We start from the raw sequence: 15,975 nt of genomic DNA, 5'->3' as shown, positions 1-15,975 counted from the left end.
TGGGATGAACCGACACGTCCGGCCGACCGTCGCGGCCGCGCTGCCGTGCCTGCTCCTCGTCACCTGGGCCCTGCTGCTGGTCTTCCTCGGCGCGGCCCCCGGCGCCAACGCGACCCCCGGCCCACTGGCGGCCCCGTCCGCCTCGCCCGCCCCGCCCCTACGCAGCGGCCCGGCCCGCCCGGAAGTCCGGCGCACAGCGGAGCACGACCGGTCCGACACCGTCCAGCAGCGGACCACGGCCGCGGAGCCCGCCGTACGGCTGCCCGGCTTCCCGCCGGCCCTGCTCCCGCTAGTGCACACGGCCGGTCCGGGGCCTCTGCTCGGGGCGTTCGTCGCGGGACCGCGCCAGGAGCGGGCGCCGCCCCGTGACGTGTACGACCCGCGGTACACCCGCGGTCCTCCCTCCACCTGGCACAGCTGACGTTTTCACGCGCCCGCCGTTCCGGGAGCCGCGGCATGCCCGCGGCCCGGGACGCAAGAGGCTTCCGGCCGCCCTGCGCCGGACCGTCCTGACGGTGCGTCATCCCCTTGCGTCCGCCCGTCCCCGGGTGGTGGCGTCCGCCTGCGCGCGGACACACCGATCCCATGGACCGCCCGTGGAGTACTCATGCCCTCTCGCCGTGCCACGTTCTGGCGCGCGCTCGTCGCGCTCGCCATCGTCGGGGTCTCGTTCTACGTCGCCCTGACCACACCCGCCCGCCTCGGACTCGATCTGCGCGGTGGGACCCGTATCGTCCTGGAGAGCCAGGACTCGCCCACCGTCCGCGCCGACGCGGCCGCCACCGACCGGGCCCTGGAGGTGCTGCGCGGCCGGGTCGACGGCCTCGGCGTGGCCGAACCCACCCTGGCCCGCTCCGGGGAGCGGCGCATCGTCGTCGAACTCCCCGGCGTCCAGGACCCCCGCAAGGCCGCCGAGGTCATCGGCCGGACCGCCCAACTCACCTTCCACGCCGTCACCGCGGCCGCCGACGGCCCGGACGGGTCTCCGGCTGCGGACGGCTCACGGGTCCTCGCCGATCCGGACGCACCCGGCAGGCACCTGCGGCTGGGCCCGACGGCCTTGACGGGCGAGGGCGTCGACGACGCCGAGGCGACCCTCGACTCCAGCTCCGGCCGTGGCTGGAGCATCGACCTCTCCTTCCGCGGCACGGCCGGCGACACCTGGGCCCGGCTCACGGCGGACGCCGCGTGTGCCGCACCGTCAGACCCCGCCCGGCGGGTGGCGATCGTGCTCGACGACCGGATCGTGTCCGCCCCCGGGATGCAGAACAGCGTGCCCTGCGGGCGGGGCATCCCCGGCGGGTCGGCACAGATCACGGGCGGTTTCTCGGCCGACGAGGCCCACGACCTGGCGGCCCTGGTGAAGGGCGGCGCCCTGCCCGTCCCGGTGACGGCGATCGAGCAGAGCACCGTCGGCCCCACCCTCGGCGCCGCGGCGATCCAGGCCAGCGCGCTCGCCGCGGGCATCGGCCTGCTGTGCACCGGGGTCTTCGTCATCGTGGTCTACCGACTGCTCGGTCTGCTGGCCACCGTCGCGCTCACGCTCTACGGGCTGATCTCGTACGCCGCCGTGGTCGCGCTCGGCGCCACGCTGACGCTGCCGGGGCTGGCCGGGTTCGTGCTCGCCATCGGCATCGCCGTGGACGCCAACGTGCTCGTGTTCGAACGGGCCAGGGAGGAGTACACCAAGCGCCGCGAGACGGCCCCCGGAGCGGAACACGACCTGAGCCGCCCGCTGCGCACCGGGTTCGCCAAGGCGTGGAGCGCGGTGGCCGACTCGAACGTCACGACGCTGCTCGCCGCCGGGCTGCTCTTCGTCTTCGCGACCGGGCCGGTCAAGGGCTTCGGGGTGACGCTCTCGATCGGTGTGCTGGCCTCGATGGTCTCCACCATGGTGATCACCCGGCTGCTCGCCGAATGGGCGGTCCGGCGGCCGGCCGTCGCCCGGCGGCCCGCCCTGACCGGCATCGCGGGCACCGGCCGGCTGCGCTCCCGCCTGACCCGGCGACCGCCCCGGCTGATGCGCCACCGGCGGCGCTGGCTGAGCATCTGCGCCGGGCTGCTGTTGCTCGCCGTGGCCGGGATCGGCGTGCGCGGCCTGGACTTCGGGGTCGAGTTCACCGGCGGCCGGGTGACGCAGTACACCGCCGCCCGACACGTCGACGCGGACGCCGCCCGAGCAGCGGTGGTCGACGCCGGCTTCCCGCAGGCCGTCGTGCAGACCACCGGCGACGCGGGCGTGTCCGTCCGCACCAAGGAGACCGGCGACGACCAGCAGCAGCGAATCCAGGCGGCGCTCACCAAGGTCACCGGTCAAGTGTCCCTGGAAAGCGACGAGTTGATCGGACCGAGCCTCGGCAGCGAATTGCGCAACTACGCCCTGATCGCCCTCGGCCTCGCGGTCGCGGCCCAACTCCTGTACCTCACCGTCCGGTTCCGCTGGACGTACGCCGCCGCGGCGGTGGCAGCCATGGTGCACGACGTGCTGCTCGTCGTCGGCCTCTTCGCCTGGCTGGGCAAGCCCGTGGACAGCGTCTTCCTCGCCGCGCTGCTCACCATCGTCGGATACTCCGTCAACGACACGGTGGTGGTCCTGGACCGCCTGCGCGAACTACGCCGCACCAGCCCGTCGTCGGACCGGTCGGAGCTCGCGGACCACGCCGTCGCGCAGACCCTTCCCCGCACGGTGAACACCGGCATGGGCGCGCTGTTTGTCCTGATCTCGCTGGCCTTCCTGGGCGGTGACTCGCTCACCGACTTCTCGGTGGCCCTGCTCGCGGGGGTCCTCCTGGGCATGGCGTCCACCGTGTTCACGGCCATGCCGGTGATCGTCCTGCTCCAGGGACGCTTCCCTGACCGACCGCGCGACACCCAGCCGCCGCACCCGAGCAGCCCGGCACGGCCCCGCAACGGGGCCGTGGTCTGAAGTCCTTCAGCGGCACACCCTGGGCTGACGACGGCACGTGCCGTCCCAGGTGAGTACGGGTACTCAAGCCGCCACCAGCGGCGATCCACGAGGATGGGGTCATGGCCTCGCCCGAGGCGACGAAAGGAACCGTCCATGCTCAGCCGGATCGCCAGCACGCTGGTACCCGTCCTCGGCCGACTGTCCGTCACCTCCGAACTGCCGGGCCCGATCGCTCCGGGCAGCATCGTGGTGGCCAACCACAGCTCCCTCGCCGACCCCGGGGTGGTGCTGGCCGCACTGCACCGACTGGGTACCGAGCCGGTGGTGATGGCAGCTGCCGGTCTGTGGCGGGTGCCAGCGCTCGGCGCAGTGCTGCGGGCCGGCCGGCACATTCCGGTCCAGCGCGGTACGGCCCGGGCGGCCGAGGCCCTCGACCTGGCCGCCGCCGCGCTCGCGGCAGGCCGCGTCGTACTGATCTACGGCGAGGGCGGCCTGCCCAAGCGCCGGGACCCCCGAGACGCCGAGCCACGCGCGTTCCGAACCGGCCCGGCCCGCCTCGCCACAGCGAGCGGTGCCCCCGTGGTACCGCTCGGCCAGTGCGGCGCCCGGCGACTCAGCTCGGGCAGCACCACCAAGCAACTCGCCGGCTTCGCCACCGCCCCGCTGCGCCGACCCGCCCTGCACGTGCACCTCGGCGCCCCGGTCCGGCTGCCCGGCGACATCACCGAGGCGACCGCCGCCGCCCACCACGCCGTCACCACGGCTTGGCGCGCCGCGGAAGGGCACCTGACCGACCGCTACTCCTGAACCTCGGTGCGGTAGACGCGCAACCCCCGGCTCCGGTAGTTGCCGAGCGCGCTCGGGTGGTCGTTGGAGTTGGTGTGCAGCCACACCCGGCGGACGGCCTCCGCCTCCAACGGTTCGGTCGCCCATGCCTGTTGCAGGGCCAGGGTCAGGGCGTGCCCGCCGAGGCCCTGGCCGACGTACTCCGGCAGGAGTCCGAAGGTGCGGATCTCCACGTCCCCGCCGGGCTGGGGCTCCAGTGCCGCGATCCCGGCCGTCTCGCCCGCCAGCATGAGCAGCCAGTACTGGCGGAGCGGGTGCGCCAGCGCCAGTTCCTGCCAGTCCTGCTCGGAGCGCGTCGAACTGCGCCACCCGTAGGCCGCGCCGACCCGGGCCTGGACGGAGCGGACCAGCGCCGACAGCCCCGCCTCACGCCGGAGTTCCAACGCCGGCACGGTCCGACCGGGCTTCAGCTCCCCGGGACCGGTCATCTCCAGGTACGTGACAGTCATTCCCATCCCGGCACGCTACCAAGGTCGCACGGCACCTCGCCCCGCCGCACGGAGCGGCGGGGCGAGGTGCCGTGGGGTCGTCAGGCGGTGCTGCAGGCAACGCCGTTCAGGCTGAACTGACCGGCCGGGCCCGCGTTCCCGGAGTGGGTGGCCTGGAATCCGAAGGAGACCGAGCCGCCGGGGGCGATGGTGCCGTTGTAGCTGAGGTTCCGAGCGGTGACCTGGCCGGTGGCGGGACTGACCGTCGCGTTCCAGCCGTTGGTGACGGTCTGGCCGCCGGGCAGCGTGAAGGCCAGCGCCCAGCCGTTGACGGTGGTGGAACCGGTGTTGGTGATGGTCAGGTTCTCGGTCAGGCCGGTGTTCCAGGCGTTGATCTCCCCGGTCACCTTGCAGGTGGCCCCACCGGTCGGACTCGGGCTCGACGTCGGGCTCGGGCTGGAACTCGGACTCGGGCTCGGGCTCGGTGAGTTGGACGGGGAGGTGGACGGCGAAGGACTGGCGGTGGAGGCGCCGAGGGCGTTGACCGTGGCGGTGTAGGCGGGCTTCGGCTGGTAGTTGTTGTCGTACAGGGTGGCGGCGCCCTCACCGGGGAAGGTGCCGGGGACCCAGGAGTCGGGGTCACCGACGGCCCACTGGCTGATGCCGACGCAGCCCTTGACGGCCAGGCAGGTGTTGGTCACACTCGCGAAGTCGCGTCCCTGCTGGGCCAGTTTGGCGCCGTCCGCGGGCAGTGGCATCCGGACGTCGAGCTCGGTGATGGCGACCTCGAGGCCGAGCGCGGTGAACCGCTCCAGGTTGGCCTTCAGGCTGGACGGGATCTGACCGAGGATGAAGTGGCCCTGGAAGCCGATGCCGTCCAGCGGGACGCCCTGGCTCTTGAGCGACTTCGCCAGGTTGTACATGGCGTCGCTCTTCGCGTTCAGGCCCTCGGTGTTGTAGTCGTTCAGGTAGAGCTTGGCGCTCGGGTCGGCGGCCCGGGCGGTGCGCAGCGCGTCGGCGACGAAGCCGCTGCCCATCGCCCGGTAGAAGGCGTCGTTACGGAAGCTGCCGTCCTCGTTGAACATCTCGTTCACCACGTCCCAGGCGTAGAGCTTGCCCTTGTAGTGGGTCGCCGTGGTGGTGATGTGGTTGCGCATCGCGCCCTGCACCTGACTGTTCGGCAGGTTGCTGACCCAGGACGGGAGTTGGCTGTGCCAGACCAGCGTGTGGCCGCGCGTCTTCATGGAGTTGGCCTGGGCGAAGGAGACCAGCCGGTCGCCGGGACCGAAGTTGAAGTTGCCCGGCGAGGACTCGACGGTGTCCCACTTCATCTCGTTGGTGGGGGTCAGCATGCCGAACTGGCTGCTCGCCAGGCCGGTGATGGTGGCGTTGCCCAGGTCGAACTGGGAGATCGCGGTACCGAAGTAGATCCCCTTCGACTCGGCGAGGGTGCGCAGGCTCGGCCCTGCCGCGCCGGCCTGGCCGGCCGGCAGCAGGGCGGCCGCCGCCAGGGCGGCGGCGGTGACGGTGGCGGCGACGGTGCCGAGGGCGCGACGGGCGTTCCTCGGGTGGGGGGTGCGGAGCGTACGGACGGGCACCGGCGTGGTCCCTTCTCTTCTCGGGTGGGGGAAAGAGCTGGACGTGCGGTGGGGCACGGAAGGCCGACGGGAGGCGAAGTCTTCGAAACTTTCGCTGTCCATGCCGATTCCGATCGGTGACCCTAGGGCCGGTCCGGCCGTCCGTCAACCGTTCGCGCGGACCGACCGGGGCGGGGCGGTGCTGCTGCGCTCCACCAGGCTGGTGGCCAGGTCCACCCGCAGGGTGCCGGGCTGCACGCCCCTGGCCAGGTCGATCACCAGGCGGGTCGCGACCTCGGCCATCTCGGTCAGCGGCTGGCGCACGGTGGTCAGCGGCGGGCCGACCCAGCGGGCCAGCGAGAGGTCGTCGAAGCCGACCACACTGAGGTCCTCCGGGATGCGAAGGCCCAGTTCACGGGCGGCCTCGTACAGCCCGAGCGCCTGCAGGTCGTTGCCCGCGAAGACGGCGGTCGGCCGGTCCGGCAGGCTCAGCAGCTCCAGGCCGACCCGGCGCCCGGACTCGTGGTGGAAGTCGCCCTCGCGGACCAGCTCCGGGTCGTACGCGATGCCCGCGATGTCGAGCGCCGCCCGGTACCCGTCGGCGCGGGCCCGGCTGCACATCATCCGGGCCGGGCCGCCGATCAGGCCGATCCGGCGGTGGCCGAGGTCGAGCAGGTGGCGGGTGGCGGCGAGGCCGCCGTCCCAGTTGGTGGTGCCGACCGCGGGCACCCCCTGGCCGGGGTCGCCGGCCGGGTCCAGCACCACGAACGGGATGTCCCGGCCCGCCAGTTGCTGCTGCTGGGCGCGGTCCAGGCCGGACAGCACCAGCAGGACGCCGGTGGGGCGGCGGGCGAGCACCCCGTCCACCCAGGACTGGCCGGGGCTGAGCCGGCCGGAGGACTCCGAGAGCACTATCCCCAGACCCTCCTCGCGGACCACGTTCTCGACCCCGCGGATGACCTCCATCGCCCAGACGCTCTCCAGCTCGTGGAAGACCAGCTCGAGCAGCGGGGCGGCCTGGGCGGTGCCGCGCCGCCGCCGGTAGCCGTGCCGGCGCAGCAGGTCCTCCACCCGCTCCCTGGTGGCCGGGGCGACGTCGGCCCGTCCGTTCAGAACTTTCGAAACAGTCGGCGCGGAAACCCCCGCCTCCTGCGCGATCTCGGCGAGCGTGGCTGCTCTGGTCACGAGTACCTCCTGCACTGCCCCTGCTGGGCGAACACCGTTGTCGGCCTGCATACGGCCCGAATGCTAGCCCCTCGGCGGGCCGGATCCGATCCCGCCGAACCCCTTGACTGGCGACTGGCACGGCCCTAAGTTTCCCACAACATTCGGCAATATAACCGAAACATTCGAAACCGAGGGCAGGGTATGGGTTCGAGATTTGCCGCGACTGCTGCGGCCACCGCGCTTCTCCTGAGCATGACCGCCGCTTGCGGCTCCAGCGGCGGAGCCTCCGGCGGGGACTCCGGGACGATCCACGTGCTGGTCTACGGCGACGCCGCCAACAAGGTCGAGAAGCAGCTCGTCGAGACCTTCAACAAGACCTCCCCGGTCAAGGTCGTCCTCGACACCGTCCCCGGCGCGGACTACCAGCAGAAGCTGCAGACCGTCATCAACACCCCGCAGGCCCCCGACGTCTTCTTCAACTGGGGCGGCGGCTCCATCCAGCCGTTCGTCAAGGCGGACCTGCTGCTCCCGCTGGACGGGTTCATCGCCAAGGAGCCCGGCCTGAAGGACAACTTCCTGCCGTCGGTCTTCAACTCGGCGGTGGTGGACGGCAAGCCGTACGGCGTGCCGATGCGCGGCACCCAGCCGGTGCTGCTGTTCCACAACAAGAAGGTGCTCGCCGACGCCGGCCTCACCGCGCCGAAGACCTGGGACGAACTGGTCACCGACGCCAAGGCGTTGAAGGCCAAGGGCATCACCCCGATCGCGCTCGGCGGCGGCGACAAGTGGCCCACCCTGATGTGGTTCGAGTACCTGTACGACCGGGTCGCCGGGCCCGGCCTGTTCCAGCAGGCGCTCAACGGCGACAAGGCCGCCTGGGCGAGCGAGGACAGCCGCAAGGCGCTGGCCACCCTGAAGGAACTGATCGACGCGGGCGCCTTCGGCACCAACTTCGACTCGGTGAAGTTCACCGACGGCGGCGCCCCCGCCCTGGTCGCCAAGGGCAAGGCCGCCTTCGAGCTGATGGGCTCCTGGTACTACTCCACCCAGCAGGACGCCAACCCCGACTTCGCCAAGTCGGGCCTCGGCTACACCGGCTTCCCCTCCGTCAGCGGCGGCAAGGGTGACCAGGCCGACGTGGTCGGCAACACCAACAACTTCTACTCGGTGCTGAAGAAGACCAAGCACCCCGAGGCCGCCGCGGCGTTCCTCAAGCTCATGTACTCCGACGAGTTCGTGCAGGCGCAGCTCGCCATCGGCAACCTGCCGACCACCACCAACACCGTCAACTTCCTCGACACGGCGGCCAGCCCGGCGTACTCCAAGTACCAGTACGACCTGGTCAAGGCCGCACCCTCGTTCCAGCTCTCCTGGGACCAGGCCTACCCGCCGAGCGCCATGACCTCGATCCACACCGCCGTCCAGCAGTTCTTCAACGGAAAGACCGACGCGGACGGCTTCATCAAGGCCATGCAGGCCTTGCCGACCTCATGACGGCGAAGCAACCGGGTGCGGGGGTGACCCGGCCGGGCTTCGGCTGGGCGGCGCCCGCCGCCGTGTTCTTCCTGCTGTTCGCGATCGTGCCGCTGCTGCTGGTCGCGGTGCTCTCCTTCACCAGCTGGAACGGCATCAACGAACCGAAGTTCAACGGCCTGGACAACTGGACCGGCCTGCTGCACGACCCGGTGATGATCGAGTCGATCGGCACCACCCTGCTGCTCACCGCGCTCGGCGTGGCGGCCCAGACCCCGGTCAGCATCCTGCTCGGGGTCTGGGCGGCCGGCCGGCAGCGCAACCGGGCCGTGCTCTCGGCGATCTACTTCGTCCCGCTGCTGCTGTCCGCGACCGCCGTCTCGGTGGTGTGGCGCGCCGTCCTCGACCCCAACTTCGGTGTGCCCTCCCAGCTCACCTGGCTGTTCGGGGACGGCAACCTGCTCGGCACCCGGAGCGGCGCGATCGGAGTGCTGGCCTTCGTCGGGGTCTGGCAGTTCACCCCGCTGCACGCGCTGATCTACCAGGGCGGCGCCCGGGCGATCCCGCAGGTGCTCTACCAGGCCGCCGCGATCGACGGGGCGGGCCGGGTACGGCAGTTCATCCACATCACCCTGCCGCAGCTGCGCAACACCGTGATCACCTCGACGGTCCTGATGGTGGTCGGCGGCCTGACCACCTTCGACACGGTGCTGATCCTCACCCAGGGCGGCCCCGGCACCGACACCACCGTCAGCGCGTACTACATGTACCAGAAGGCCTTCAAGGGCTTCGACTTCGGCGCCGGCTCGGCCATCGCCCTGGTGCTGGTGGTGGTCGCCACCCTGATCTCGCTCGCGGTGGTCCGGTTCACCGGCTACGACCGGATGCGTTCCACGACAGAAGGCCTCTGATGCTCCGTCAACGACCCAACTACCTCGCCGGGTTGGGATCCCTGGTGTGGCTGCTGCTGGTCGGCCTGCCGCTCTACGTGCTGCTGATCGCCACCCTGCGGACCCGCTCCGACTACTCCACCGAGGGCCCGCTCAGCCTGCCCCGCGAGTGGACCGGGCAGAACTACCTCAACGACCTGTCCAACGGCTTCGGGCAGGACTTCCTCAACACCCTGGTCGTCACCGTGAGCGTGGTCGCCATCGTACTGCTGCTCGTCCCGCCGCTCGCGTACGCGATCGTCCGCGCCCGCGGCCGGGCCACCGGCTGGGTGTTCCGGCTGTTCCTGCTCGGCCTGGCGATCCCCGCCCAGGCGGTGATCGTGCCGATGTTCTACGTGATCAGCAAGACCGGCCTGTACGACCACCTGATCGGCGTCATCCTGCCGACCGCCGCGTTCTGCCTGCCGGTGTGCACCCTGGTGCTGACCGGCGCGATGCGCGACATCGGGCCCGAACTGTACGAGGCGATGGCCATCGACGGGGCCACCCCGGCGCGGGTGTTCCGGCAGCTGGTGCTGCCGCTGTCCAAGGGCGGCCTGTCCTCCATCGTGGTCTTCTCCGCCCTCCAGGCGTGGAACGGCTTCCTGTTCCCGCTGATCCTCACCCAGTCCGACGCCACCAAGGTCATGACGCTCGGCCTGTACGAGTTCCAGACCGAGCACGGCGTGGACGTACCCGGCCTGCTCAGCGCCGTCGTGCTGTCCGTGCTCCCCATCTTCGTCGTCTACCTGTTCGCCCGTCGTGCCCTGGTCCAGGGCCTGATGGGTGTGGGAGGAAAGTGAACCACCGTCAGAACACCCGGCCCGCCTGGCACGACACCTCACTCCCCCCGGAGGCCCGGGCCGACGCCCTGATCGCGGCGATGACCCTGCGCGAGAAGACCGCCCAACTGGTCGGCGTCTGGGTGGGCGCCAGCGACGAGGGCGGCGAAGTCGCCCCGCACCAGCACGAGATGGAAGCGCCACCCGACCTCGACGAGCTACTGCCCTACGGGCTCGGCCAGTTGACCCGCCCGTTCGGCACCGCCCCGGTCGACCCGGCGCTCGGCGCGCTCTCCCTGCTGCGCAGCCAGCAGCGGATCGCCGCCGCCAACCGCTTCGGCATCCCGGCCCTCGCCCACGAGGAGTGCCTGGCCGGCTTCGCCGCCTGGGGCGCCACCGCCTACCCCGTGCCGCTCTCTTGGGGCGCCACCTTCAACCCGGCGCTGGTCGGGAGGACGGCCGCCGCGATCGGCCGCGACCTGCGGGCCGTCGGCGTGCACCAGGGCCTCGCCCCGGTGCTCGACGTGGTCCGCGACGCCCGCTGGGGCCGGGTCGAGGAGACCATCGGCGAGGACCCGTACCTGGTGGGCACCGTCGCCACCGCCTACGTCCAGGGCCTGGAGTCCGCCGGGATCGTCGCCACCCTCAAGCACTTCGCCGGGTACTCGGCCTCGCGGGCCGGGCGCAACCTCGCGCCGGTGAGCATGGGCCCGCGCGAGCGGGCCGACGTCATCCTGCCGCCCTTCGAGATGGCCGTCCGCGAGGGCCGCCCCCGCTCGGTCATGCACGCCTACACCGACACCGACGGGCTGCCGTCCGCCGCCGACGAAGCCCTGCTCACCGGACTGCTCCGGGAGACCTGGGGCTTCACCGGCACGCTGGTGGCCGACTACTTCGGCATCGCCTTCCTCAAGGTGCTGCACGGTGTCGCCGAGGACTGGTCCGACGCCGCCGGATTGGCCCTGGCCAGCGGTGTCGACGTCGAACTGCCCACCGTGAAGACCTTCGGACAGCCGCTGCTGGACGCCATCGAGGCCGGCGCCGTACCGGAGGCGCTGATCGACCGGGCGCTGCACCGGGTCCTGGTCCAGAAGGCCCAACTCGGCCTGCTGGACGCCGACTGGAACCCGGTGCCGGACGTCCTCGCCGACACCGACCTGAGCACACCGGAGAAGCTGCGCGGCCTGGTCGACCTCGACCCGCCCGCCAACCGGGCGCTCGCCACCGAACTCGCCGAGCAGGCCGTGGTGCTGCTCCGCAATGACGGGCACCTGCCGCTGAACCGGCCCCCGCGGATCGCCCTGATCGGACCGAACGCGGACGAGCCCACCGCCGTACTCGGCTGCTACGCCTTCCCCGTGCACGTCGGAGGCCAGCACCCGGACACCCCGCTCGGCATCGAACTGCCCACCCTGCGCGAGGCGTTGGCGGAGGAGTTCCCCGGCAGCGAGGTGCGCACGATACGCGGGGTGACGGTCGACGGCGAGGAGACCGACGGGATCGCCGAAGCGGTCCTGGCCGCCCGGCAGGCGGACGTGGTGGTGCTCGCGCTCGGCGACCGGGCCGGGCTGTTCGGCCGCGGCACCAGCGGCGAGGGCTGCGACGCCCCGACCCTCGAACTGCCAGGCCGACAGCAGCAGTTGCTCGACGAACTGCTGGACACCGGAACGCCGGTGGTGCTCGCCCTGCTGGCCGGGCGGCCGTACGCGCTCGGGCGCGCCGTCACCGAGGCGGCGGCCATCGTGCAGTGCTTCTTCCCCGGCGAGTCCGGCACCCAGGCGCTCGCGGGCGTGCTCAGCGGACGGGTCAACCCCTCCGGCCGGCTCCCGGTCTCCGTCCCCGCCCACCCCGGCGTCCAGCCCTCCACCTACCTGGCCGCCCGGCTCGCCCAGGCCGGCGAGGTCTCCAGCACCGACCCGACACCGGCCTACGGCTTCGGACACGGCCTCGGCTACAGCGAGTTCGCCTGGTCCGACCTCGCGGTGGAGACGGCCGAGACCGGCACCGACGGCGAGTTCCGGGTCTCCTTCGACCTGCGCAACACCGGCGAGAGGACCGGCACCGAAGTCGTCCAGTTCTACCTGCACGACCCGGTGGCCTCCGTGGTCCAGCCGGTGCAACGGCTGGTCGGCTACCGGCGGATCACGCTGGACGCCGGGGCCGGCTGCCGAGTCGATCTCCAACTCCCGGCCGACCTGGCCTCCTTCACCGGCCGCGACCATCACCGGATCGTCGAGCCGGGCGCCCTGGAACTGCGGATCTCCGCCTCCAGCACCGACGTCCGGTTCGCCGTACCGCTCCGCCTCACCGGTCCGGTCCGCCGGGTCGACCACACCCGAAGACTGCACCCCGCGATCACCGTCCAGGCCCCACCGGGCTGAACGGATGCCCCGGGCAGCACCTCCTGCTGCCCGGGGCATCCGCACGACCCGGTGCCTGGGAGTTCGTCAACGGCCGTATCGATCCTGGCTCTTGACGCGAGCCGTCCGGCTCTGGCTTCCTATGGGAGCGCTCCCACAATCCCCCACCCCACCTAGGAAGGCTCCACCCGTGCCTCCTGTCCTCTCCTCTCGCGGTCTGTCACGCCGCGCGGCCGCCCTGCTCACCGGTCTGGCCGTGGCCGCCGGCGGTCTGACCACCGCCGCGCTCACGACCCTCCCGGCGGGCGCGGCCACCACCGCCGCGGCCCCGGCCGACGTCCCGGTCCGGGTCAACCAGCTCGGCTACCTGCCCGACGGCCCCAAGCGGGCCACCGTCATCAGCACCGCCACCACCCCGCTCGTCTGGCAACTGCGCGACGGCTCCGGCGCGTTGGCCGCCTCGGGCAGCACCACGGCGCGCGGCGCCGACCGGGCCTCCGGCCAGTCCACCCACCTGGTGGACTTCGGCGCGTACACCGGGACCGGCACCGGCTACACACTGGTGGTCGACGGCCGGGCCAGCCACCCGTTCGACATCTCGGCCTCGCTCTACGACGGCCTGCGCTCCGACAGCATGTCGTTCTTCTACCAGCAGCGCAGCGGCATCGCGATCGACGCGGCCCTGGCCGGCTCCGCCTACGCCCACCCGGCCGGCCACCTGGGCGTGGCGCCGAACAAGGGCGACACCAGCGTGCCCTGCCAGGCCGGGGTCTGCGACTACCAGCTGGACGTGCGCGGCGGCTGGTACGACGCGGGCGACCAGGGCAAGTACGTGGTGAACGGCGGCATCGCCACCTGGGAGATCGTCAACTCCTTCGAGCGCGCCCGCCGTTCGGGCGCCGAAGCGGCGCTCGGCGACTCCACCCTGCGGGTGCCCGAGCGCGGCAACGGCGTACCGGACGTGCTCGACGAGGCCCGTTGGGAGCTGGACTTCCTGCTCCGGATGCAGGTGCCGGAGGGGAAGCCGCAGGCGGGCATGGCCTTCCACAAGATGCACGACACCAAGTGGACCGCCCTGCCGACCAGGCCCGAACTCGACGCCGAGAACCGCGAGTTGCACAAGCCCTCGACCGCGGCCACGCTCAACCTGGCCGCCACCGCGGCGCAGGCCGCGCGGGTGTACGCCCCGTACGACGCGGCCTTCGCCGGGCGGGCGCTGACCGCCGCCAAACGGGCCTGGGCCGCCGCCAAGGCCAACCCCAACGTGCTCGCCCCGGCCACCGACAACACCGGCGGCGGCGCGTACGAGGACGCCGACGTCTCCGACGAGTTCTACTGGGCGGCGGCCGAACTTCTGGCCACCACCGGCGAGTCGCAGTACCGGGACGCGGTGACCTCCTCGCCGCAGCACACCAAGCCGGTCGACGGCTTCTGGTGGGGCGGCACCGCGAGCCTGGGCCGGATCACCCTCGCCACCGTCCCCGGGGTGGCCCTGCCCGCCGACGACATCACCCGGGTGCGCGGCCTGCTCACTTCGGCCGCCGACACCCACCTCTCCACCATGTCGAGCCAGGGCTACGCGGTGCCGATCGCGGCCGACGCCTACGTCTGGGGCTCCAACAGCTCGGTGGCCAACAACGCGATGGTGCTGGGCGTCGCGTACGAGCTGACGGGCGCTCAGCGCTACCGCACCGGCGCGCTGGAGTCGCTGGACTACCTGCTCGGCCGCAACGCCCTGGACCGCTCGTACGTCAGCGGCTACGGCGAGCGCGCCTCCGAGAACCAGCACCACCGGTTCTGGGCGCACCAGAACGACGCCTCGCTGCCGCACCCGCCGGCCGGCTCCTTCGCGGGCGGTCCGAACGCGGGCCTGGAGGACCCGATCGCGAAGGCCCAACTCACCGGCTGCGCACCGGCGGCCTGCTACGTCGACGACATCGGCTCGTACTCCACCAACGAGGTGGCGATCAACTGGAACGCCTCGCTGGCCTGGCTCGCGGCCTTCGCCGCGGAGCGGCGCAGCACCCCGACGACGCCTGCGGTCCAGGTGACCCCGGCGGCGGTGACCGTCCCCGAGGGCGGTTCGGCCGCGGTGGGCGTGCGGCTCTCCTCGGCGCCCGCGCAGAACGTCACGGTGGCGGTCTCCCGCACCTCCGGCGACCAGGACCTGGCGGTCTCGTCCGGCGCCACCCTGGTCTTCACCCCGGCCAACTGGGCCAGCGCGCAGCAGGTTTCGCTGTCCGCCGCGCAGGACGCGGACACCCTGGCGGGCAGCGCGACCTTCTCGGCCGGCGGCTCGGGCGTGACGGCGGCGGCCTTCACCGCCACCGAGGCGGACGACGACAGCGCTCCCCCGACGGCCTCGTGCTCCGTGGCGTACAAGGTCGACAACTCCTGGGGCAACGGCTTCACCGCGACGGTGACCGTCAAGAACACCGGCACCTCGACCATTTCCGGGTGGACGCTGGGCTGGAGCTTCGCGGGTGACCAGAAGGTCTCCAACGCGTGGAACGCCACCGTGACCCAGTCGGGCAGCGCGGTGACCGCCCGCGACTCGGGCTGGAACGGCACCCTCGCACCCGGCGCCACCGCGAGCTTCGGCTTCCAGGCCACCTACTCGGGCACCAACGCCGCACCGAGCCCCTTCACCCTGAACGGCGCCGTCTGCGCCTGAGCTCGGGACTGACAGACCGTCAGGCGGCGGGCCCCTCAAGTACATCGAGGGGCCCGCCGCCCCGTCACTGGCTGCTGAACACCTGCATCGAGAACAGCGAGTGGCTCCACTGGGTGGCGCGCGCGGTGCCGTACATCCGCACGTAGCGTCCGGAGCCGGACAGCCCGCTGATGTTCTCCACGCCACCGTTTCCGCCGGTGGTGGAGGCGACCGGCGGATCGACGACGAACGGGGCCGTCATCGATCAGTCGATGGCCCTGAACCAGTCCCGCCAGGCGTGGACGTTCCAGTGACGGGCTGACGCTCCGTAACGCAGCCGATCAGCGGGGCCGTCCGTCCGGGTCCCCGTTCAACCAGGCGCCGACCCTCGGCAGCGCCTCCGGACCGCTGTCGCCCTCCACCGATGCGGCGAGGTCGGCGATCGTGACGGCGGCCAGCGACGCGCGCCACGCCGCGTCGGCGGCTCCCATCGCCCGGGCGATGGGGCACTGCTTCGTGCACTGCTCCGGCGGCGTCCCCAGCGGTCCGCGCTGACGGATCTCGGTGCAGACGAACGCGGGATTCGCCCCGTCGACGGCCTGCACCACGTCCAGCAGGCTGACCTCCTCGGGCCTCCTGGTGAGGACGTACCCGCCGGTCTTGCCCTGCACCGAGTGCACCAGACCCGCGCGGGACAGCGCCTGCAGCTGCTTGGCCAGGTAACTCGGCGACACGTCGTGCAGCGCGGCCAGCCGAGCCGCCGGCACCGGATCACCGGCAGCCGTCAGCACCACGCAGCAGTGCAGCGCCCACTCGACGCCACCGGACAGTTTCATGCCACCTCCACTTGAC

General features: G+C 72.1%; 13 protein-coding genes. 8 read left to right on the top strand and 5 right to left on the bottom strand.

Annotated elements, in window-relative coordinates; translation table 11 throughout:
* Positions 1–4: 4 nt before the first annotated feature.
* The 3 genes from F4556_RS33400 to F4556_RS33390 all read left to right on the top strand — a co-directional run bounded on the left by F4556_RS33400 (position 5) and on the right by F4556_RS33390 (position 3,715).
* On the top strand, positions 5–421 hold the full coding sequence (locus tag F4556_RS33400) for a hypothetical protein (RefSeq protein ID WP_184922857.1): 417 nt from the start codon (positions 5–7) through the stop codon (positions 419–421).
* A gap of 186 nt (positions 422–607) precedes the next feature.
* Positions 608–2,926: a protein translocase subunit SecD gene (gene secD, locus F4556_RS33395; protein WP_184922856.1), complete on the top strand. Its 2,319-nt coding sequence runs from the start codon at positions 608–610 to the stop codon at positions 2,924–2,926.
* Positions 2,927–3,061: 135 nt separating this feature from the next.
* Positions 3,062–3,715 carry a lysophospholipid acyltransferase family protein gene (locus tag F4556_RS33390; protein WP_184922854.1) on the top strand — a complete coding sequence of 218 codons (654 nt, stop codon included), beginning with the start codon at positions 3,062–3,064 and terminating at the stop codon, positions 3,713–3,715.
* Here the strand turns inward: F4556_RS33390 and F4556_RS33385 are convergent.
* The 3 genes from F4556_RS33385 to F4556_RS33375 form a co-directional block, all read right to left on the bottom strand.
* A complete protein-coding gene (locus F4556_RS33385; protein WP_184922852.1) occupies positions 3,706–4,209 on the bottom strand; it encodes a GNAT family N-acetyltransferase in 504 nt (167 codons plus the stop codon). The genes F4556_RS33390 and F4556_RS33385 overlap by 10 nt on opposite strands.
* A gap of 74 nt (positions 4,210–4,283) precedes the next feature.
* Positions 4,284–5,780: a glycoside hydrolase family 10 protein gene (locus F4556_RS33380; protein ID WP_313068997.1), complete on the bottom strand. Its 1,497-nt coding sequence runs from the start codon at positions 5,778–5,780 to the stop codon at positions 4,284–4,286.
* A 144-nt stretch (positions 5,781–5,924) separates the two neighbouring features.
* Positions 5,925–6,944 carry a LacI family DNA-binding transcriptional regulator gene (locus F4556_RS33375; protein WP_313068996.1) on the bottom strand — a complete coding sequence of 340 codons (1,020 nt, stop codon included), beginning with the start codon at positions 6,942–6,944 and terminating at the stop codon, positions 5,925–5,927.
* A 234-nt stretch (positions 6,945–7,178) separates the two neighbouring features.
* On the opposite strand from F4556_RS33375, the gene F4556_RS33370 reads away from it, so the two are divergent.
* The 5 genes from F4556_RS33370 to F4556_RS33350 all read left to right on the top strand — a co-directional run bounded on the left by F4556_RS33370 (position 7,179) and on the right by F4556_RS33350 (position 15,144).
* On the top strand, positions 7,179–8,420 hold the full coding sequence (locus tag F4556_RS33370; protein ID WP_246511156.1) for an ABC transporter substrate-binding protein: 1,242 nt from the start codon (positions 7,179–7,181) through the stop codon (positions 8,418–8,420).
* Positions 8,417–9,310 carry a carbohydrate ABC transporter permease gene (locus F4556_RS33365; protein ID WP_184922845.1) on the top strand — a complete coding sequence of 298 codons (894 nt, stop codon included), beginning with the start codon at positions 8,417–8,419 and terminating at the stop codon, positions 9,308–9,310. Before F4556_RS33370 ends, F4556_RS33365 begins: the two co-directional genes overlap by 4 nt.
* Positions 9,310–10,131, top strand: a complete 822-nt coding sequence (locus F4556_RS33360; RefSeq protein WP_184922843.1) for a carbohydrate ABC transporter permease — start codon at positions 9,310–9,312, stop codon at positions 10,129–10,131. Before F4556_RS33365 ends, F4556_RS33360 begins: the two co-directional genes overlap by 1 nt.
* Complete coding sequence (locus tag F4556_RS33355; RefSeq protein ID WP_446684976.1) at positions 10,128–12,491, top strand: beta-xylosidase/alpha-l-arabinosidase; 2,364 nt, start codon at positions 10,128–10,130, stop codon at positions 12,489–12,491. Before F4556_RS33360 ends, F4556_RS33355 begins: the two co-directional genes overlap by 4 nt.
* A gap of 169 nt (positions 12,492–12,660) precedes the next feature.
* Positions 12,661–15,144 carry a glycoside hydrolase family 9 protein gene (locus tag F4556_RS33350; RefSeq protein WP_184922841.1) on the top strand — a complete coding sequence of 828 codons (2,484 nt, stop codon included), beginning with the start codon at positions 12,661–12,663 and terminating at the stop codon, positions 15,142–15,144.
* Between the two features lie 64 nt (positions 15,145–15,208).
* Here the strand turns inward: F4556_RS33350 and F4556_RS33345 are convergent, their stop codons facing one another.
* Both F4556_RS33345 and F4556_RS33340 read right to left on the bottom strand, forming a co-directional pair.
* Positions 15,209–15,385, bottom strand: coding sequence for a hypothetical protein (locus F4556_RS33345; protein WP_184922839.1), 177 nt, complete (start codon positions 15,383–15,385; stop codon positions 15,209–15,211).
* Positions 15,386–15,464: 79 nt separating this feature from the next.
* Complete coding sequence (locus F4556_RS33340; RefSeq protein ID WP_184922837.1) at positions 15,465–15,959, bottom strand: RrF2 family transcriptional regulator; 495 nt, start codon at positions 15,957–15,959, stop codon at positions 15,465–15,467.
* Positions 15,960–15,975 lie beyond the last annotated feature (16 nt).

Source organism: Kitasatospora gansuensis, assembly GCF_014203705.1.
In the GTDB taxonomy this organism is placed as follows: Bacteria; Actinomycetota; Actinomycetes; order Streptomycetales; family Streptomycetaceae; genus Kitasatospora; species Kitasatospora gansuensis.
Note: the sequence above shows the minus strand (reverse complement) of the source record. Positions and strands in the feature narration are given on the sequence as shown.